Origin of the sequence: Pseudomonas sp. UBA6323 (genome assembly GCF_002439135.1) — a bacterium.
Lineage (GTDB): Bacteria > Pseudomonadota > Gammaproteobacteria > Pseudomonadales > Pseudomonadaceae > Aquipseudomonas.
Map to the genome: position 1 here is coordinate 110,499 of NZ_DJSX01000009.1, position 19,729 is coordinate 130,227.

Annotated in this window: 18 protein-coding genes, 1 tRNA gene and 1 pseudogene; 8 read left to right on the top strand and 12 right to left on the bottom strand. The window is 62.7% G+C overall.

Annotated elements, in window-relative coordinates:
- Window positions 1-20: 20 nt before the first annotated feature.
- Window positions 21-794 (bottom strand): alpha/beta fold hydrolase, encoded by a 774-nt coding sequence (locus B3P22_RS02490; RefSeq protein ID WP_296269717.1) that lies wholly within the window; start codon window positions 792-794, stop codon window positions 21-23.
- Window positions 795-895: 101 nt separating this feature from the next.
- Between B3P22_RS02490 and B3P22_RS02495 the strand changes: the two genes are divergently transcribed.
- Window positions 896-2,326, top strand: a complete 1,431-nt coding sequence (locus tag B3P22_RS02495; RefSeq protein ID WP_296269718.1) for an HD domain-containing phosphohydrolase — start codon at window positions 896-898, stop codon at window positions 2,324-2,326.
- Window positions 2,327-2,419: 93 nt separating this feature from the next.
- Here B3P22_RS02495 and B3P22_RS02500 read toward each other — a convergent pair whose 3' ends face one another.
- Complete coding sequence (locus tag B3P22_RS02500) at window positions 2,420-3,313, bottom strand: LysR family transcriptional regulator (RefSeq protein ID WP_296269719.1); 894 nt, start codon at window positions 3,311-3,313, stop codon at window positions 2,420-2,422.
- A 116-nt stretch (window positions 3,314-3,429) separates the two neighbouring features.
- On the opposite strand from B3P22_RS02500, the gene B3P22_RS23700 reads away from it, so the two are divergent.
- Together B3P22_RS23700 and B3P22_RS23705 are read left to right on the top strand one after the other, a co-directional pair.
- Window positions 3,430-3,579, top strand: a complete 150-nt coding sequence (locus B3P22_RS23700) for a hypothetical protein (RefSeq protein WP_349681622.1) — start codon at window positions 3,430-3,432, stop codon at window positions 3,577-3,579.
- Window positions 3,580-3,605: 26 nt separating this feature from the next.
- On the top strand, window positions 3,606-3,854 hold the full coding sequence (locus B3P22_RS23705; RefSeq protein WP_349681623.1) for a GFA family protein: 249 nt from the start codon (window positions 3,606-3,608) through the stop codon (window positions 3,852-3,854).
- A gap of 63 nt (window positions 3,855-3,917) precedes the next feature.
- On the opposite strand, the pseudogene B3P22_RS23755 reads toward B3P22_RS23705, so the two are convergent.
- The 4 genes and pseudogenes from B3P22_RS23755 to B3P22_RS02525 all read right to left on the bottom strand — a co-directional run.
- Window positions 3,918-4,123 (bottom strand): annotated as a pseudogene (locus B3P22_RS23755) (organic hydroperoxide resistance protein); the annotation flags it as partial.
- A 9-nt stretch (window positions 4,124-4,132) separates the two neighbouring features.
- Window positions 4,133-4,780, bottom strand: coding sequence for a ferric reductase-like transmembrane domain-containing protein (locus B3P22_RS02515; RefSeq protein WP_296269721.1), 648 nt, complete (start codon window positions 4,778-4,780; stop codon window positions 4,133-4,135).
- Between the two features lie 210 nt (window positions 4,781-4,990).
- Complete coding sequence (locus B3P22_RS02520; RefSeq protein ID WP_296269722.1) at window positions 4,991-6,304, bottom strand: ATP-binding protein; 1,314 nt, start codon at window positions 6,302-6,304, stop codon at window positions 4,991-4,993.
- Window positions 6,301-7,041, bottom strand: a complete 741-nt coding sequence (locus tag B3P22_RS02525; RefSeq protein WP_197857778.1) for a response regulator — start codon at window positions 7,039-7,041, stop codon at window positions 6,301-6,303. Before B3P22_RS02525 ends, B3P22_RS02520 begins: the two co-directional genes overlap by 4 nt.
- Window positions 7,042-7,328: 287 nt before the next feature.
- Between B3P22_RS02525 and B3P22_RS02530 the strand changes: the two genes are divergently transcribed.
- From B3P22_RS02530 to B3P22_RS02540, 3 genes are all read left to right on the top strand, one after another.
- The gene (locus B3P22_RS02530; protein WP_296269723.1) at window positions 7,329-7,586 is read left to right on the top strand and encodes a DUF2790 domain-containing protein; all 258 of its coding nucleotides are present in this window, start codon (window positions 7,329-7,331) and stop codon (window positions 7,584-7,586) included.
- A 43-nt stretch (window positions 7,587-7,629) separates the two neighbouring features.
- Window positions 7,630-7,941, top strand: coding sequence for a hypothetical protein (locus B3P22_RS02535; protein WP_296269724.1), 312 nt, complete (start codon window positions 7,630-7,632; stop codon window positions 7,939-7,941).
- Window positions 7,942-8,049: 108 nt separating this feature from the next.
- Complete coding sequence (locus tag B3P22_RS02540) at window positions 8,050-9,279, top strand: cytochrome c biogenesis protein DipZ (RefSeq protein WP_296269725.1); 1,230 nt, start codon at window positions 8,050-8,052, stop codon at window positions 9,277-9,279.
- Window positions 9,280-9,699: 420 nt separating this feature from the next.
- On the opposite strand, the gene B3P22_RS02545 is transcribed toward B3P22_RS02540, so the two are convergent.
- The 3 genes from B3P22_RS02545 to B3P22_RS02555 form a co-directional block, all read right to left on the bottom strand.
- A complete protein-coding gene (locus tag B3P22_RS02545) occupies window positions 9,700-11,949 on the bottom strand; it encodes an ATP-binding protein (protein WP_296269726.1) in 2,250 nt (749 codons plus the stop codon).
- Entirely contained in the window at window positions 11,946-12,560 is a 615-nt protein-coding gene (locus B3P22_RS02550) for a biliverdin-producing heme oxygenase (RefSeq protein WP_296269727.1), read from the bottom strand. Before B3P22_RS02550 ends, B3P22_RS02545 begins: the two co-directional genes overlap by 4 nt.
- Before the next feature lie 468 nt (window positions 12,561-13,028).
- A tRNA-Arg gene (locus B3P22_RS02555) sits at window positions 13,029-13,105 on the bottom strand.
- 350 nt (window positions 13,106-13,455) lie between these two features.
- On the opposite strand from B3P22_RS02555, the gene gabD reads away from it, so the two are divergent.
- On the top strand, window positions 13,456-14,907 hold the full coding sequence (gene gabD / locus B3P22_RS02560; RefSeq protein WP_296269728.1) for an NADP-dependent succinate-semialdehyde dehydrogenase: 1,452 nt from the start codon (window positions 13,456-13,458) through the stop codon (window positions 14,905-14,907).
- 259 nt (window positions 14,908-15,166) lie between these two features.
- Window positions 15,167-16,447, top strand: a complete 1,281-nt coding sequence (gene gabT, locus B3P22_RS02565; protein ID WP_296269729.1) for a 4-aminobutyrate--2-oxoglutarate transaminase — start codon at window positions 15,167-15,169, stop codon at window positions 16,445-16,447.
- Between the two features lie 282 nt (window positions 16,448-16,729).
- Here gabT and B3P22_RS02570 read toward each other — a convergent pair whose 3' ends face one another.
- The 3 genes from B3P22_RS02570 to B3P22_RS02580 are packed head-to-tail and all read right to left on the bottom strand — an operon-like array spanning window position 16,730 to window position 19,623.
- Complete coding sequence (locus tag B3P22_RS02570; RefSeq protein ID WP_296269730.1) at window positions 16,730-17,503, bottom strand: enoyl-CoA hydratase; 774 nt, start codon at window positions 17,501-17,503, stop codon at window positions 16,730-16,732.
- A gap of 55 nt (window positions 17,504-17,558) precedes the next feature.
- Window positions 17,559-18,503, bottom strand: a complete 945-nt coding sequence (locus B3P22_RS02575; protein ID WP_296269731.1) for an iron-sulfur-binding ferredoxin reductase — start codon at window positions 18,501-18,503, stop codon at window positions 17,559-17,561.
- Entirely contained in the window at window positions 18,496-19,623 is a 1,128-nt protein-coding gene (locus tag B3P22_RS02580; protein ID WP_275545846.1) for a GGDEF domain-containing protein, read from the bottom strand. The genes B3P22_RS02575 and B3P22_RS02580 overlap by 8 nt, the downstream gene beginning before the upstream one ends.
- Window positions 19,624-19,729 lie beyond the last annotated feature (106 nt).

The following is a 19,729-nucleotide window of genomic DNA, read 5'->3' on the forward strand; positions in this document are numbered from 1 at the left end:
CGTTGAGGCGACGGCGAGGTTTACTTCGCGGCTGCCTGGGTTTTTTCCACCGCCTGGATGATCACCTTGGCCACATCGCTCGGACGTGACTGCTGCGGTACGTGGCTGGCGGTAACTTCGGTGGTCTGCGCACCGATTTTCTTGGCGAAGTCGCGCTGCATTTGCGGCACGATCATGCGGTCATCATTGGCGACGACGTACCAGGACGGCTTCTGCTTCCAGGCTTCCACGCTGGTGCGTTCATCAAATGCGGCGGCGCGAATCGGACCCTGCGTCGCGGTCATCACCGCGGTCTGCTCGGCAGACAGATCCTGAGCGAAGTCGGTCGCCATGCCCTGCGGCGTCAGGTACAGGAAACCGTTCTTGTCGGCGGCGATCTGGCTCGAACCGGGTGCGGTAGGATAGCCGGCGTAGAGTTCGCCGGTGGACTGGCCTGCATTCGGTGCGAAAGCCGCGACATAGACCAGGCTGCGCACCTTGTCGTCGGTACCGGCCTGGCTGATCACCGTGCCGCCCCAGGAATGGCCCACCAGCACGACATCACTGTCCTGGTTGTTCAATACGCGCTGGGTGGCGGCGACGTCGTCGGCCAGCGAGGTCAGTGGGTTCTGCACCACGGTAACCTTGATGCCTTTATCCTGCAGCAGCGGCACGACCTTGGCCCAGTCGGAGCCGTCGGCGAAGGCGCCGTGAACGATAACTACCGAAGGCTTGGCGTCGGCGGCCTGGACATTGACTGCGAAGAAGGGGCTGGCGATGGCGAGTGCGAGGATCAACGGCTTGGTATTGAACATGATTGAATCTCCTGTGCTTGGGAGATGCCAGTGTCGGTAATGCGCCGAGGCTGCGGTATCGGTCGTTTATCCGAGGCGTGGAAAAAAGGGAGAGGTATGCAATGCAGGTGAATGATGCCGTCGCGCTGGAAGACGCCCTGCTGGCGCTGGCCATGGTCGGTGACCTGAGCATGGGCCAACCGATCGATCAATCGCGCCGTACCGCGCGCCTGGCGCAGTGGCTGATGCAGGCCAGCGGCGGCGATCAGGCGCAGATCGCTGCGGTGCAGCAGGTGGCGTTGCTGCGCTGGTCCGGCTGTACTGCCAACGCTGAGGGGTTCATGCGCCTGCTCGGCGACGATGTCGGCGGGCGCCGCGATATGCTCGCGCATACGCTCGATGCTGCCGGCCAGCGCGCCATGCTGCGCACCACGCCATTGGCCGTGGTGCACTGCGAAGTCGCCGGCGAGGTGGCGCGCACCCTGGCGCTGGGAAGTGACGTCGAGCATGGCCTGCGGCACATTTTCGAATGTTACGACGGCAGCGGCCGCCCTCTCGGTCTGCGCCATCCGGATGTTCCGCAAGTGGTGTATCAGGTGGTGTTGGCGGGCGACCTGGAAATCCTGTCGAGGGCTCATGGGCTGGAGGCAGCGCTGGAGTGGATCGTCGCTCAGGGCGATCGCCGTTACCCAGCTGCGCTGGTTGCCACACTGTCACGGCACGCGACGGATTGGCTGCAAGCCTTGCGTACGCCCGAGGTCGCCCAACCGAGAACAGGGCCGGAAGTACCCCTGACCCTGGTGGGCGACGTGATCGACCTCAAGCTGCCCTGGCTGGCCGGGTATTCGCGTCAGGCTGCCAACCTCGTGCGTGACGCCGGCCGGCTGTGGAGCCTACCCGAGCCGCGCATCGAGCTGCTCGCCAAGGCGGCGCTGATTCATGGCCTGGGCCGTGCGGCCGTGCCCAACCGGGTCTGGAGCACGCCCGGGCCTTTGCTTGACGGCGATCTTGAGTCGGTACGTTTGGTGCCCTACTGGACGCATCGCGCCTGTAGCCAGATCGATGGCCTGAGCGAGGCCGGGCAATTGGCCGCCTATGCCTACGAGCGTCTGGATGGCAGCGGCTATTTTCGCGCCCTTGGTGGCGAAGCCCTGCAGGCCGAGCATCGCCTGCTGAGCGCAGCATTGGCCTGGCAAGCACTGCGTGCCGAACGACCCTGGCGCGCAGCTTTAGATGATGATCAGGCCGCCCGGCTGCTGCAGGATGAAGCCGAGCAGGGCCGTTTTGATCTGCGTGCCTGCCAGGCGGTGATCAGCGCGGCGCACGGCGAGCAGGCGCCGCTGACCAGCAAACCTGGCAACGGCCTGCTCAGCGAGCGCGAAACGCAGATCCTGCAGCGCATCAGCGGCGGGGCGAGCAACAAGGAGGTGGCGCGCGACCTGGGCATCAGCCCGAGCACCGTGCGCACCCATGTCGAGAGCGTGTTTCGCAAGCTGCAATGCTCTACCCGCGCCGCTGCGACGCTAAAGGCGCTGACCCTGGGAATGATCTGAGCGCCGCTTCGTTTGATTGACAGGTGAACCGGCTTCGACTGGGCCAATCGGCGTGGTGAGCTATCCGTCATGCGCAACAGCGGTTTTAACGGTTTATCCAGGGGCGAAAAATCTGTCCAGCGCCGTGGCGAGCGCGTCGAATGCCAGCGCGACGCGCCTGATTCGCCGCAGATCACGGTGCATGGCGATCCACACGTCCACCTCGAAATTGATCTCGTCAGCGAGCACGCGTTCAAGACCGTAGCGTTCGGCCAGTCGAGTCGGGCACAGGGCCAAACCCAGCCCGGCGCGCAGGGCCGCGAGTTGTGCCAGGTGATTGTCGCTGGCGATGGTGAAGCGCTGACCGAGGCTGTACACGCCCTGTTCGAGCAGCACCTGATGATCGGCCTGGCGCCGATCAGGACCGATCAGCGGCTGGCCCCGCAGGTCGGCCGGCGTCCGTGTAGTACCGTGGCGGGCCAGGCAATCGGCAGTTGCGAACAAGCCGACTTGCAGGGCGCCGACGCGGCGGGTGACGACGTTGGCTTCGCTGGGACGCAGCAGGCGTACCGCGATATCCGACTCCTGGCGGGCCAGCGCTTCCACGCGGTCACCGACACTCAACTCTAGCCGCAGTTGGGGCAGGCGCTGGCAAAGTTCACCGAGCAACGGCGGCAGCACCTCGACGCCGAGCAGTTCGCTACTGGTCAGGCGGACGGTGCCTTCGCTATCGTCGGCGCCGCTGCTGGCGCGGCGATTGAATGCGCATGCTGCCGCGTCCATCGCTTCCACGTGCTCACCCAGCTCACGGGCCGCTTCGGTCGGCACCAGGCCGGACGGGGTACGGGTGAACAGACTGGTGCCGACCCCGGCCTCCAGTTTCTCGATGCGCCGCCGCGCGGTGGCTTGGGCAATGCCCAGCAGGCGCGCGGCGCCGGACAGACTGCCGCTGCGTAGCACGGCAAGAAACACGCGCTGGTTTTCCCATTCGAGACCGTAGGGGTTCATACATTCGCTATCAGCTGATGGTTCATTTTGAGGCTTCTTCCGGGAGGGGGCGATCAGGCATCCTGCCGGCCATCATTCATCGAGGCGTCTGCGGCGCCCTTACACGGAGTTATGCCATGGCACTAACCGGGCAATGCCGATGCGCAGCCGTTCGTTACACCCTCGACCTGCCCGTTCCGCCGGTGGTCTACGCCTGCCACTGCCTGCACTGTCAGCGCTGGAGCGGTAGCGCCTTCGGCCTGCACGCGTTGTTGAAGCGGCGCTGAGTATAACGGGGGCGCTGGTGGAGTATGTGCACGAGCACGAGGGGCAGGTTGCTCGCCAGCGCCTGTGCGGCCAGTGCCTTACGCGCATCTACAGCACCACGGCCGCTCCGGGGATGGTGGTGCTGCGTGCAGGTACGCTGGATATCAGCCAGACACCGGCGGCGCATATCTGGACGCGGCACAAGCAGCCCTGGCTGGTCCTGCCGGCCGAGGTGCCGGCCTGGGCGGAAAGCCCTGCGCCTGAGGAATTCGCGAGAGCGGTGATGGCTGGCTGACGCAGACCAGGCTCTTGCCCCTGTCGGCCGATGAGCCTGGTCTGTCGGTTTGCCGACGCTGAATCAGTCGACCCGAGTCAGCGTGACGTCGATATTGCCGCGAGTGGCGTTGGAGTCAGGGCAGACGATGTGCGCACGATCGATCTGCGCCTGCGTCTGCTCCTGGCCCGGAAGGCTGATTGGCAATGGCGCCGATGCCGATGACTCCCGATTGACACGTCTGCCGGAATCGCCAGCTTGTCGCGGCCTGCAACGAACTTCATTGCGCCCGTGTTGAGTCAGGAGGCGGAAGAGGCTTGGCGCATTGAAGACTGTCTGGCCTGGTTACGCTTGTTGGCCATGGCCAGTTTGCCGACCAAACGGATGGCGACGGCGGCACAGGCGATACCGAAGGGCAGCACGTACCAGTCGCTCATGGAGATGCGTTTGAAGTTGGAAAACGCGAATACGCCGAGGATTACCCACATGCCGGTGACATGCAGCGCCTTCCAGGCTTTCGGGCCTATCAGCCGAGCTGGGCCTTTGAATGACGTCAGTGCCATCAACAGGATGAAGGTGTAGGCGGTCCCACCGGGGATGTTGTTGGCTACCGTGCGGCTCGGCCAGAACTCGGTGTTGAGCTGCCCGTAGGCGTAGATCAGTACGGCGTGCACCAGATGGGAAAAGGCGAAGGCGAGCCCGATGAAGCGTCGCTCACGGACCAGGGTTCGGGAAAGCGGCGAGGGCACCAGCACAGCGAAAGCCGATGCGGTGAACGCCGCGATGAACAAGACGAACGAGGATCGAGCCGTGGCGCGGATGGCGCTGCGCAGACCTTCGATGAGGTCGGGTTGGGCCACGATGGACGCGGCGCTCATCACCGCTACCAGCGCTGCGATAAGGCCGAACAGCTGCCAGCCGCGCAGGCTGTAGGATTGATTGGTCATTGTAAGGTCTCCCGTATTGAGCGCTCTGCCATTCGAGGGTTGATGGCGAGTCGATGGGGAGAATTCTTGCAGCGGGCTGTGTACCGGCTATGTCTGGAGCAGGCGGTTATGCATGTTTGTGCGTACGCCAACTGGCTGGATACAGTGGCGTACAAACGTGAGCCGATGAAATCTTGATAGCGGCTGCACTGGCGCTGCAGCCACTGTGGTCTAGCGATTGGAAGCGAGGGACAGGGTGACGCAGAGCCCGCCACCTTCGCGGTTGCGCAAGCTCAGCGAGCCGCCAATCGCCGTGGCCAATTGTTGAGCGATGGCCAGGCCCAGGCCGGTGCCGCCGGTGCTGCGGTTGCGAGAGCTTTCCACGCGATAGAACGGCTTGATGACTTCGGCCAGGACCTCCTCGGAGATGCCCGGCCCACGGTCGAGGACGCTGATCGAAACACCGGCACTGGTACCGCCGGATACTTCCACCTCGGCAGTGCCCGCGTACTTGAGGGCGTTATCCACCAGATTCACCAGAATGCGGCGCAGGGCATGCGGCCGTGTCTCGATGATCGCTCCATTCTTGCCGGAAAGACTGACTTCCTGTCCGGTGTCCTGGTAGTCGAATACCAGGCTGTCGAGGAAGGCGTCCAGATTGATGCGGCAACTGGCTTCGGTTGCACCATGCACGCTGCGGGCATAGGCGACGCCTTCGCGCACCAGGTGCTCGATTTCGTTCAGGTCGTTGCCAAGTTTTTCTTTTTCCTCCGAGTCTTCCATGAATTCGGCGCGCAGTTTCATGCGCGTGATGGGCGTCTGCAGGTCGTGGGAGATGGCCGCCAGCAATTGCATACGCTCTTTCAGGTACTCGGCGATACGCGCCTGCATGGTATTGAAGGCCCGGGCGGCGTAGGCCACTTCACGGGGGCCGTTTTCATCCAGCTGCACGGGATGAGCGTTCGGGTCGAGATTCCCGACCGCCTCGGCCAGGCGGCTGAGCGGGCGTATGGCAATCCGTACGGCAAGCCAGGTACAGCCGATCATCAGCAGGAGTTGACCGAACAGTACCAGGGGCAGCCAGGGGGAGAGCGGCTTGACCGCGGGCCTCACGTCGATGGTGACGGGACTGCCATCTGCCAGCCGCAGCTGGGCCTGGAAATGTTGCCGCGGACCGGGTATTTCCACGAAGCTCAAGTCATAGTCGCGGCCCAGGGCGAATTGGAGCGACTGTGCCGCGCTGGCGGCAAGATCACTCGAGGCGAGTGCAATACCAGGGTCGTGCTCGCGCAGCAGATAGTCATAGTTGCGCCGCTGCAGGCGCTTGGTCCATTCCGGGCGCTCGGCGGCGGGCAGACGGTCGAGGATGGCAATCGAGGTCGCCGTGTCATGCTCGAAATTGCCCAGCATGGTCATCTTGGTACTTTGGTAGCGCTCGTAGTACTGAGCGCCGAACGTGAGCGCTTGGGCGAGAATCAGCCCGACCAGAAACACCAGCCACAGCCGCGAGGCCAGTGTGCGCGGCCGCTGCAGCGCCCATTTCATACCTGCTCCTCGAGTATCTCGACCGGGAAGGTAAAGACGTAGCCTTCACTGCGTACCGTCTTTATATAGGCGGGCTCGCGGGCGTCATCCAGCAGGCGCTGACGCAGTCGGCTGACCAGCAGGTCTATGGAGCGGTCGAAGAGATCTGCGCCACGACCCTGGGTCAGATTGAGCAGCTGGTCGCGGCTGAGCACGCGCTGCGGGTGATCGAGAAATACCCGCATCAGCCTGTACTCCGCGCCGCTGAGCGACACGAGCGTCCCGTCTTCATCCAGTAGATGGCGGGCGGTGGTGTCGAGACGCCAGCGCCCGAACTTGAGCAGGCGGCTGCTTTCAGTGACGACCAGATTGGGCGGCAGCATGCGCGTGCGGCGCAGCACGGCGTTGATGCGGGCGAGCAACTCGCGAGCCGCGAAGGGTTTGGCCAGGTAATCGTCTGCGCCCATTTCCAGGCCGATGATGCGGTCGGTCTCGTCGGTGCGCGCCGTCAGCATCAGCACGGGCGTCGCCTTGTGCTTTCCGGCGCGCAGCTCGCGACACAGCACCAGCCCGTCATCGCCCGGCATCATGATGTCGAGCACGATCAGGTCGACCTGATTGGTTTCGAGAAAGGCACGCATCTGACGGCCATCGGCGACCACCGTCGTGCGCAGGCCATTCTTCTTCAGGTAGTTGCCGACCAGCTCTCTGATCTCGCGATCATCATCCACGATCAATACGTGATCGACGTGTTCCATTCCCGCTCTCCGAATGCGCGTCTAGTGCGCAGTGTGGCGATGCCCTGTCGCCTGTCAATCGGGCTGTATAGGTCAGCCATCTAGCCACAAGTAGAGCCGAAGGAATGCGAAAAACAGCGGCGTTTGTATCGCTCTGTATCAGAGCTCACCGCAGACACTTAACGATTCCAAGCATGGGGCTTGTCGACACAGCCGAGATACCTCCCGGGCATTTAATGCGCTCCAACGAGACAGCACGACCCCGTCTCGATGAACCCAACGAAGCCATTGAATACGAGAAACTCACCATGAACATCAAAGCCATTTCCGCTGCCTGCCTGCTCACCGTTCTGAGTGCGATGTCCGCCATGGCTCAGGACGCCGTCGCAAGCGAACCCTATTCCTACGGCACCCGTCTGGACATCAGCAAGGTGATCTCCCTGACCGAGGACAGTGGCGACAACTGCGGTGTAGTGAGTGCCCAGATGATCTACCTCGATTCCATGGGTGAGCAGCACGCGGTGACTTACCCAAAAATCGCCGCCAACTGCAACGAAGGTGGCTGATCCTCCCCGTTACTTTTTTCAGCACTCAACTCAAGGAACCATCATGAAAAATCTCAAGATCTACCTGTCCGCCTTCGCGCTCTCGCTGGCAGGTGTAGCTGTCCATGCCAATGCCGCCAGTGAAAACCATCGCGGCGACAGCGGCCTGTGCTTTCAGCTCATTCCGCTGGCGGGTAAAGGCGCGAACCGGGCGCAGGCCGAGAACGGCTTCAGCCGAACTCAACTGGGCATGCAGCTGGAGCGAGTGGCTGAAGATGGCTTCAGCCGTACGCGACTGGGCATGCAAGTCGGGGCGCATGCAGCCAACGGCGTCAGCTCGACGCCTGGGGCATACGCGCAGGCCACGTCTGCTTGAACGGCGAACAACGACCTGGCGGTCCGCCACAGCGAAACTGATCCAGTCACGCGGACCCGACCCGCTACCGGAAGGTAGGTCCGGTCCGCCAACTCCATAGGTAGCGTCATGCTTCTAGTCGCCTTTCTGGGCGGGGTCCTCACGGTTCTCAGCCCCTGCGTCCTTCCAGTCGTGCCCTTTGTTTTCGCCGGAGCGAACCGCTCCCGGTTTTCCATTTTTCTGGTACTGGGCGGCATGGCGATGACTTTCGCCCTGGTATCGAGCCTGGCAGTGGTCGGCAGCGAGTGGGTGGCGCATGCCAATGTTGCCGGCCGCCAGATCGCGCTGCTGATTCTGGTGCTGTTCGCCTTGTCGTTGTTGTCAGCCAGGCTCGGCACGCTGATGGCCAGGCCCCTCGTCGCGCTGGGCAACCGAATCGACCCCTCCGTGCGAGGCGGCGGCGGCCCGTTGGCCTCGGTTACCGTCGGCGTAGCCACGGGCTTGCTCTGGGCACCCTGCGCCGGCCCTATCCTGGGCGCCATACTTTCCAGCGCAATGCTGCAGGGCGCGAGCGCTGGCACCAGCCTGCTGCTGCTCGCCTATGGCCTGGGCAGTGCCACTGCGCTGGGTGTGCTGATAGCGGCGGGTCGCGGCTTGGTTGCGCGGCTGAAACCCATGCTGCCGGTCACCGCCTGGCTACGTCGCGGCGCGGGGGTTGCGGGCTTGCTGGGCGCCGTGCTGATAGGCACCGGGGCTGATCGCCAACTCTTCGAGCAGGCCTCATCGGAACGGAGCGCTGCGGTCGAGCTCAGCCTTATCGAAAACGTGCCGAAAATCGTCGATTACCTGATCAGCAAGGCTGCGGCCCTCTCGCTTAGCGGCAGTGAAGGCAGCGAGCGGATGCCGTCGCTGGAGGGGGCGGTGCAATGGATTAACTCCGAGCCGCTGAGTGCCGAGTCTTTGCGTGGCAAAGTGGTGCTGGTGGACTTCTGGACCTACGACTGCATCAACTGCCAGCGTAGCCTGCCCTACGTCAATCAATGGGCGAAGAAATATGAGAAGAGCGGGCTGGTGGTGATCGGCGTGCACACGCCTGAGTACGCCTACGAAAAACTGATCGGCAATGTACGAAAGCAGGTGAAGGCGCTGGACATTGCCTACCCAGTTGCTATCGACAACAACTATGCGATCTGGCGCGCGTTCAACAACAGGTACTGGCCCGCGCATTACTTTATCGATGCCAAGGGGAAGGTGCGCTTCAGCCATTTCGGTGAGGGACGCTACGAGGAGCAGGAGCAGGTGATTCAACAGCTGCTGGAGGAAGCCCGTGCCGACAACGCTGCTGTTGCCAGTAGCTAAGCGATCCCCGAGGTCTCTCACCGGTCTTAGCCGATACTGCGCACCGCCCGGTGCCAGACGTCATGAACGACAAAGCCCGCTCTAGGCGAAATACTGTTCACATAAGAAATGGTCGGACGCGATTAGTCCCCTCGCCCCTTTGGGGAGAGAGTTAGGGCGGGCCGCGTTCGGAGAGGGGAAAACTGGCAGTTTTGCGGTATTTTCAGCCCTCTCCCCCAGCCCCTCTCCACTAGGCGTGCCCCCAATAAATGGGAGAGGGGAGCCAAACGTGTGCGACCTTAAATGAACAGCATTACGCTCCAGGCGGGCTTTTCGGGTTCCCTAGTCGGCTGGCGATACCGTGCGGTACAGGATTTTGGTTGGCAACAAGATATCTCGAATGCCTAGTCCTCGATCACCAAGTAATGCTGGACAAAAATACTACACAGCACTTTCTGCAAGCGCCGGCACGGTGAACTGAAACTCCGAGCCCTTGCCCAGTTCGCTCTCCACGGCGATGCGCCCGCCGTGGGCTTCCACGATGCCTTGGGTAATGTACAAACCAAGGCCCGTCCCGGTGGGATTGCCATCCTTTGCCGTCCAGTAACGGTCGAACACATGAGGCAGGTGCTCCGTGGGGATGCCCTCGCCGGTATCGCGCACGGTGAATACGATGTCATCGCCGACAGATTTCGCGCGGACTCCGACCTGGCCCTGTCGCGGGGTGAATTTGATCGCATTGCCGATCAGGTTCGAGAGCACCTGAAACAGCCGCTCTGGATCAGCATGAATGCGCAGATCGGGATCAGCCTCGAAGGAAATACTGATGTCCTTATCAAGCGCGAGTGGTGCGAGCAGCGATTGCGCTTCTTCGAACATGTGCCCGACATCGAGCTTTTGCGGGGTGATGGTATAGCGCCCGGCGTCGATCTTCGACGTATCGAGCAAATCCTCGAGCAGCGTGTTCATCCGTCCGGCGGCCTGCTGCATGGTGTCGAGCGCGGTAGCAATGCGTCGCGAGGTATGCGGGCCGTCGGAGCTAAAGGTCTTTTGCATCATGCCGCAGAGCATCGAAATCACCGTCATGGGGTTTCTCAGGTCATGCGAGACCACGGCAACCAGCTCGTCACGGGCACGCACAGCCTCCTGCTCGCGGCGTACTTGCCGGGCGAGGTCATGCTCCAGCGCCGAGCGGCGCAGGTCGTTGGCCGCAAACAAATCTCCCTGGCTCCATTTGGTTGAAATCCCGGCCATCTCGACCTTCCAGATTTCGAACGATGTGCGAGGCCGCAAGCGCAGGCCGGCATCGGAATTTTCCAGATCCATGGGTTTGCGCGGATCGCCGCTCCAGTTGATGCTTTCCTTCACCTCCGGACGAAACCACAGAACCCCGTTATCCACCGGTTTGGGCAGGCTCATCGCCAATAGGCCGCTAGCCACCTGCGGATACTCCGCGGCGGGCGGATAGACAGCAGAAAGGCAATGATTGGAAAACACCGGCTCGCCTCTGTCCTGCAGCCATTGGTGCAGTGCGCGGATTTCCTGGGGCTCCGGGCAGTTGCCGTATCGGCGTAGCTGCTTGTCTTCGATGACTGCGACGCCGCCGGCCCCCGTCAGCGCCATCAGCACCTCAGGTTGCGCTGCCAACCCATCGAAAACAGTCTGCGAAGAATCGATCATGGCCTGATTGAGCAGTCTCAGCGCATCGATTTTCTCTTCACGCTGACGGTTGATCTCCAGCGACTCCATGGCGCTGATCTGCAGCGACAGTACCTGGCCGATAGTCTGGCAGGCGCTACGCAACTCATGCGGTACGTGCAACGGCTGGCGATTGCCGCAGCTGATCAGGCCCCAGAGTTTGTCGTCCTTGAGCAGGGAGATACTCATCGACGACAGCACCCCCATGTTCTTCATGTACTGGCAGTGAATCGGGGAAACGCTGCGCAGCGTGGCGAAGCTCAGGTCCAGCGGAGTCTGCGTATCGGGTCGCAGCTTCGGCACCAGTGGCACCGGTTGGTAATCGGCGTTGGGGATGATTCGCAGCCAGTTGGTGCGATACAGCTCGCGAGCCTGTTCGGGGATATCCGAGGCGGGGAAGAACAGGCCATTGAAGAGTTCCATCGACGGAGCGGAGGCTTCAGCGATGACCTGACCATGGCCCTCTTCCTCGAAGCGATAGATGAGCACCCGGTCATAACCGGTCATCGCCTGAATTTCCTTAACGCTGATGTCGTACAGCTCCTGCAGCGTGCTCGCTTGTTGCAGGCGCTGGAGCATGCGTCCCAGGTTGGTGTTGAGCCCCGCGACGTTTCGCGGCTGGAAATTTTCCACGTGGATTTCCAGCTCCAGGATCAACACGCCCTGATGCCGATGCAGCAAGCCCTCGAATGTCATGCCATTGATGTGAAAGTGAAGTGGCCCGGCGTCGGCGAACGCTGGTCGCAGCAACGCCTCGCGTACTGCTTCGGCATGGGCTTGGCCAATCAGCTTGTGTAACGGTTGGCCGATCAGTTCTTGCGGCGTATGCGCCAGCAATGTTTCGACATTGGCGCTGATCTGGATGATCTCAAGATCCGGTTCGCTGAGTGTCAGCAGCAATCCATGGGGCTGGATCGCCCCGGGGAAGCGGATTGGCTCGTCGGCGCAGTTGGCCAACAGTTCTTCGAAGGCCTCTTTGTTCTGCGGGGTCATATCAGTACCTCTCTGCGTTCGAGCCAGCGCTCGAAACAGGCGAATGTGGTCTGGGCCGCCATGACAACGGCTTCGCGCTCGTCCGTATCCAGGGATCGACTTCCCAGATACGTAATAAAACTGCGCCAGCGTCGCCCGGTTTCCGCGCCATAGATATCGAGGAACGCCGCTCCGTTGTCGGCGTTCAGGCCTAGTCGTGAAGCCATCTCCCGGCGCAGGATTTGTCCACCGAGTGTGGCCCCTTCGAGCACATACAGAACGCCCAGGAAGGCGGGCCTGCAGTTTATTGCAGGTAATCTCTGGCAGATCGGCAAACGCTCGATGGCCTCGGCTGAAAGGCCTAGAGCATGCAGGTCCTTGCACAGGGTCGGTGCTTTGAGGCGCGACACCAGGTCGAAATCGGCAGGTATCACGTCGCTATCGAGCAAGGCATTTTCAAGGGGCAGATAGAAGCCGTAGTAGGCCTGCATCAGCCGTTGAAAGGCGTTTCTGTCGAGAAGGTCAGAGAAAAAGGGAAGTTGTTTTTCCAGACCGATGTGCATTTTTGCAGTACCGGCCCGCAGATCCTGTAGCACCGGCAGCACAGGAACTTCGCGTGCCTTGGCTTGCATTTGGGACGCTCTTGTGAGGGCCGCGTGCGGCGGCCAATTTTAAGATGAGCAGGGACTAACCCTATCACGCGAGGTGCCATACCCAAGCTAAAAACGGTTTATTCCAGATAAGCGGGGTGCTGGATGGCCGAAGGCCAGCCCAGGTGTAAGCGCCATCGTGAGACACACCGACTGGCTGCAGAGTGGGTTCGAAACGCCAGCCCACTGCTATCCGGACCGTTGAACCGCGTCATGAGCCTGATTTCCGAGAGCCCTATATAAGCACGTCGTCGTCGCACCGTGTGCTCAAGCGCGATTTCGCCGTGTGCGCCGGCCGCTGAGAATGAGTGCACCAAGCGCCTCCTGGGAGAACCTAGTCCTCGCATCAGGCCTTGGTTCGAACCTGGCATTCGCCCCTCTCATATCCATGAGACAGGCGCCCATCGAAAAAAAGGGCCGAGGTTTTCACCTAGGCCCTTTTTTTCTATCTGGCGCATCCGGCGGGATTCGAACCCACGACCCCTGCCTTCGGAGGGCAGTACTCTATCCAGCTGAGCTACGGATGCGTTGCGGGGCGCAATCATACCCATGTCGGCGGTTAGCGTCCATTCTGCATGATCGTGCGTTATTTCGAACGAGCTTTACACTTTTTGATCCTTCGCAGCCGAGTCTCGCCAGTTTTTAACGCTTCTTTCGTCAATTTTACCCTTTCGACTATTGCCCTTTAGCGTTGCCGCTCCTAGGATTCGTTTGAGATTTCAAACGGTGCGTTCGGTCATTCTGAACCCCAGCACGTTCAACGGCTCTGAATCCATTACCAGGCCTTGCAAGGCTAGGTTTTTCGCCTTGCGGGCTCTGCCCGTGACTCCAACGACTTTGCACCGACGCCCGGGCGCCGGAACTGAAGGAGACTGCCATGCAACTGAAAGACCCCCAGCTGCTGCGCCAGCAGGCCTATATCGATGGCCAGTGGCTGGACGCCGACAGCGGTCAGACCATCGCCGTGAACAACCCGGCCACCGGTGAGATCATCGGTCATGTGCCGAAGATGGGCCGTGCCGAGACGCGCCGTGCCATCGAGGCCGCCGAGAAGGCGCTGCCGGCCTGGCGTGCACTGACCGCCAAGGAGCGCGCCAACAAGCTGCGCCGCTGGTTCGAGTTGCTGGTGGAGAATCAGGATGACCTCGGTCGCCTGATGACTCTGGAACAGGGCAAGCCGCTGGCCGAAGCCAAGGGCGAGATCGCCTATGCCGCGTCCTTCATCGAGTGGTTCGCCGAAGAAGCCAAGCGCGTCTACGGCGACGTGATTCCCGGCCATCAGCCGGACAAGCGCCTGATCGTGATCAAGCAGCCGATCGGCGTCACCGCAGCCATCACCCCGTGGAACTTCCCCGCCGCGATGATCACCCGCAAGGCCGGCCCGGCTCTGGCCGCCGGTTGCACCATGGTGATCAAGCCGGCTTCGCAGACGCCGTTCTCCGCCCTGGCCTTGGTCGAGCTGGCCGAGCGTGCCGGCATCCCCAAAGGCGTGCTGAGCGTGGTCACCGGCAGCGCCGGCGAAGTGGGCGGCGAGCTGACCAGCAACCCGATCGTGCGCAAGCTGTCCTTCACCGGCTCGACCGAGATTGGTCGCCAGCTGATGGCCGAATGCGCCCAGGACATCAAAAAGGTGTCGCTGGAGCTGGGTGGCAACGCGCCGTTCATCGTCTTCGACGATGCCGATCTGGACGCCGCCGTCGAAGGCGCACTGATCTCCAAGTACCGCAACAACGGCCAGACCTGCGTCTGCGCCAACCGCATCTACGTCCAGGACGGCGTCTATGATGCCTTCGCCGAAAAGCTCAAGGCGGCAGTGGCCAAGCTGAAAATTGGCAACGGTCTGGAAGACGGCACCACCACCGGCCCGCTGATCGACGAGAAGGCCGTGGCCAAGGTGCAGGAGCACATCGAGGACGCGTTGGCCAAGGGCGCCAAGATCGTTCTGGGCGGCAAGCCCCACGCGCTCGGCGGCACCTTTTTCGAGCCGACCATTCTGGTGGATGTGCCGAAAACCGCGGCCGTGGCCAAGGAAGAAACCTTCGGTCCGCTGGCGCCGCTGTTCCGCTTCAAGGACGAGGCCGAGGTGATTGCCATGGCCAACGATACCGAGTTCGGCCTGGCTTCCTATTTCTATGCCCGCGATCTGGGCCGCGTGTTCCGCGTGGCCGAGGCGCTGGAGTACGGCATGGTGGGTATCAACACCGGCCTGATCTCCAATGAGGTCGCGCCGTTCGGCGGCGTGAAGGCTTCCGGCCTGGGCCGTGAAGGTTCCAAGTACGGGATCGAGGATTACCTCGAGATCAAGTACATGTGCCTGGGCGGCATCTAGTCGCTGCTGCACTCGGCCGGACGTCGTTGGCGCAAACGGGAAAATGCTCATTGGCTACAGCCAACTCCGCTTTTCCCGCTTGCGCCGCCTAGCCCGGCCTTCGCTCGCGACGCGCCTAGCGCTCTGATTTGGAGCGTGGCGAGCCAGAATTTCCCCGCCTCCGGCGGCCCGACGCAGTCGATCATCGTATGCTGCGGCGATCCCCCTCCAGAGGCATTTCCTTGCAACCGAGCCGCCCGATGACGGCCATGAGGACACCATGAGCAAGACCAACGAATCCCTACTGCAACGCCGTGCCGCCGCCGTACCGCGCGGCGTCGGCCAGATCCACCCGATCGTCGCCGAGCGCGCCGAGAACGCCACCGTATGGGACGTCGAAGGCCGTGAGTACATCGACTTCGCCGGCGGTATCGCCGTACTGAACACCGGCCACCTGCATCCGAAGGTGATCGCTGGCGTTCAGGAGCAGCTGAGCAAGCTGACCCATACCTGCTTCCAGGTGCTGGCCTACGAGCCCTATATCGAGCTGTGCGAAGAAATCGCCAAGCGCGTACCGGGCGACTTCGCCAAGAAGACCCTGCTGGTCACCTCCGGCTCCGAAGCTGTCGAGAACGCCGTGAAGATCGCCCGCGCCGCCACCGGCCGCGCCGGCGTGATCGCCTTCACCGGCGCCTACCACGGGCGCACCATGATGACCCTGTCGCTGACCGGCAAGGTCGTACCGTACTCTGCCGGCATGGGCCTGATGCCGGCTGGCGTGTACCGCGCCCAGGCGCCATGCCCGTTGCACGGCGTGAGCGAGGACGAGTCCATCGCCAGCATCGAGCGCATCTTCAAGAATGACGCGCAGCCGCAGGACATTGCCGCCATCATCATCGAGCCGGTGCAGGGCGAGGGTGGTTTCTACGTCAACTCCCCGGCCTTCATGCAGCGTCTGCGTGCCCTGTGCGACCAGCACGGCATCCTTCTGATCGCTGACGAAGTGCAGACCGGCGCTGGTCGTACCGGCACCTTCTTCGCCACCGAGCAGCTGGGCGTGGTGCCGGACCTGACCACCTTCGCCAAGTCCGTCGGCGGCGGCTTCCCGATCTCCGGCGTGTGCGGCAAGGCCGAGATCATGGACAAGATCGCCCCCGGTGGCCTGGGCGGCACCTATGCCGGCAGCCCGATCGCCTGCGCCGCGGCCCTGGCCGTACTCAAGGTGTTCGACGAAGAGAACCTGCTGCAGCGCTCCAACGCCGTCGGCGAGACGCTCAAGGCGGGCCTCAAGACCATCGCCGAGAAGCACAAGGTGATCGGTGACGTACGCGGCCTGGGTTCGATGATCGCCATCGAGCTGTTCGAGGGCGGCGACCACAACAAGCCGGCTGCCGAACTGGTGGGCAAGATCGTCGCCCGTGCGCGCGAGAAGGGCCTGATCCTGCTGTCGTGTGGCACCTACTACAACGTCATCCGCTTCCTGATGCCCGTCACCATTCCGGACGCGCAACTGGAAAAAGGCATCGCCATCGTCGCCGAGTGCTTCGACGAGCTGGCCTGAGCCGGACGCTAAGCACGCCTCGGCGTACCGATAGAAAGACCCGCCCTGTGCGGTAATGCTGTTCAATTAAACGGTGGTTGGGCGCGATCAGTCCCCTCGCCCCTCTGGCGAGAGGGTTAGGGCGGGCCGCGTTCGGCGAGGGGGCGGCAGACTTGCGGCGTTTTCAGCCCTCTCCCCCAGCCCCTCTCCCATAAATGGGAGAGGGGAGTCAAAACGCGTGCAACCTTAAGTGAACAGTATTACGCGCGATGAGCGGCCTTTTGTGTTGTGGGCGGGCGCAGCCTATGCGAAGCGAGAGAAATCCGGCTTTCTACGCTGCATGAATGCCGTCAGCGCCTCAATGGCCTCGGGCGAGCGCAGGCGCTGGCCAAAAAGAGCGCCCTCCTCCTCGATCACCTTGCGCAGCTCCTGGCGCCCCGGCGCACGCATCAGGCGTTTACTGTCGGCAACTGCCGATGGCGCCAGTTCGAGAAAACGTTGCGCCATCTCACGGGCCTTGCTCAAGGTCGCCGCACCATCATCGAGTGCCTGATTGGCGATGCTCCAGGCAGCCGCCTGCTCCCCTGTGAATGACTGACCGAGTAACAGCAGCTCGGCAGCACGCGCGTGCCCCAGCAAACGCGGCAAAATCAGACTGGAGCCGTACTCGGGGCACAGCCCCAGGTTGACGAAAGGCATCTTCAGCTGTGCATCGCGGGCGACATAGACCAGATCGCAATGCAGCAACAAGGTGGTGCCGATGCCCACCGCCGGGCCGGCCACGGCGGCGACCACCGGCTTGCTGAAGTCGAACAGCGCGCGCATGAACTGGAATACTTCACTGTTCAGCCCGTTCGGTGGCGCCTGGATGAAGTCGGCGACATCGTTGCCGCTGGTGAAGCAGTCGTCGCCACCGGTCAGCAGCACCACGCGCACACTCGTATCGCGCTCGGCCTCGTCCAGCACCTCGGCCATGCCGGCGTACATGGCACGGGTCAGTGCATTCTTCTTGTCTGGGCGATGCATGCGCAGGATCAACAGACCGCCGTCGCGTTGGATATGCAGGTGTTCGCTCATGCCTGGGCTCCAATGGCGCGTCGCATGCACCGCCATCGAGCCTGAACGGCACAGCCTACGCGCGGGTGAGAAAGACGTCGGCGAGCATCTGACTGCGCGGCAAACCGGCCATGTAGAGGCGCCGCGCGAAGCTGTCGACCGCCTTCGGATGGCCGCAGAGTAAGGCGAGGGTCTGCCGTGAAACAAGGCGCAGTTCGGCCAAAGCAGCCGGCAACTGCGCCGCCGTCACCAGCTCCACCTGCAAGTTGGCATGCTGCCCCGCCAGCGCCTGAAGCTCGCTGGCCAAATAATGCTCCGCCGAGTCATGCGCCACGTGCAGCAGGCGAATGGCACCCCGATGCTCCTGACGCAATGCCTCACGCAACACCCCGTACAGCGGCGCCAGCCCGGTACCAGCGGCCAGCAGCCAGAGCGGGCGCGCCTGCCAGTCAGGGTCGTAATGCAACGCGCCGCCACGCAGCTCACCGAGACGCAGCCCATCGCCGATCTGCAGGCGCCGCGCTGCATCACAGAAGGCCCCCGGCTTGCGGCAATCGATATGAAATTCCAGCCAGTCGTCTTCGCCCGGCACGCTGGCCAGCGAATAAGGCCGGGCGACGCCCTCTTCGCTCCACAGCAACAAATGCTGGCCGGGGCGATAGCGCAGCGGCCGCGCCGGCTGCAAGCGCAGGCGCAGGCGCAAGACCTGTGGGCTGGGCCAGTCAAGAGCAACCACTTGCGCGGCCAGGCCATCGCGCTGTGGGTCGAACGGCTCGATTTGCAGGTCGCCGACGATCTGGCACTGGCAGGCCAGGCGCCAGCCCTCGGCACGCTTGTCGGCCGCCAGCGCCTCGGGCTGAAGGTCCAGCGGCTCGCCGTCCACGCAACGTATCAGGCAGGCGTGACAACTGCCGGCACGACAGCTATAGGGCACGGTCACAGCGCCCGCGAGCAGTGCATCGAGCAAGTTGGTTTGCTGAGCGACCTGCAACAGCTGGCCACCGACACGCAGTTCAGGCACCCGCACGCTCCCAGCTGGCATCGCAACGATTGCGACCGCCGCGCTTGGCCTGGTAAAGCGCCTGGTCGGCGCGCTGCAGAGCTTCGTCGAGGTCATCGCCAGCGACCAGCAGCGTCATGCCGGCGGAAAGACTGAGATCATCGATCTTCACACCCACCGGCTCGGCTTTGGCGAACGCCTCGCGCAGCCGCTCGCAGCAGGCGGTGAACTGATCGGCATCGGTATTGGGCAGAAGCAGCACGAACTCCTCGCCGCCATAGCGGGCAATGATGTCGCCGTCACGCAGACAGGCTCGGGCCACCGCGGCGAAGGTTTGCAACACCCGGTCGCCGGCGGCATGGCCGTGAGCATCGTTGATTCGCTTGAAATGGTCCAGGTCGATCAGCGCCAGGCCGTGCTGACGCCCATGGCCGAGGTGCTCCAGCTCACGACTGGCCAGGCGCAGGAAGTGCCGGCGATTGAAAAGCCCGGTCAGCTCGTCGGTAGCGACCAGTTCTTCAAGCTGACGCATCATCCCGCGCAGGGTGTCCTGATGCGCCTGCAACGCGAACCGGCGCTGGCGCATGCGTTTGCGCATGGCCTGCACGTAGCTGGAAAACAGGCACAGCCAGACCAGCAGGATGAACAGTACCCACACCTGCAGCCAGGCCATGCTCGGGTCCACCAACTGCATGCGATAGGCCTCCACCAGCACCATCGCGGTGAAACCGAAAAAGGCGAAGGCGGCGCATCGCGCGAACACCCGGGGCGGCAATTGGAACACGCCGAACAGCAGGATCAGCACGTAGAAGACCATCATCACGCCGCGTGCGCTGTCGAACAGCCCCAGCACCGGTGGCTGCCAGGCCAGCGCGACCAGCACCTGAGCCTGGGTCAGGCTGGGGTCCTCGTAACGCAGGTTGCGCCCGGAAAGAAACAGCCAGAGAAATACCAGCTGACTGCCGAACACTCCAAGGCTCAGCCAGACGGCCGTGCTGATGGAGCCGAGAAACAGGCCATTGAAGACGGCGAACCAGCAGACGAGCGCCATCATCGCGTAGGTAGCGAAAGCCATGGCGAAGCGTTTGAGCAAAAGGCTTTGCAGGCTACGCTGCGCGCCCCGACGAGTGGTTGAGCTCATGGGCTCCGTCCCATACCGGCATCTGGCCGTTACTCTACCCCTGTGATCACAGATTGCCTAGCGAGCCGATGAGCGCGCACATGGCTAGCATCATCGACCTCAGGCG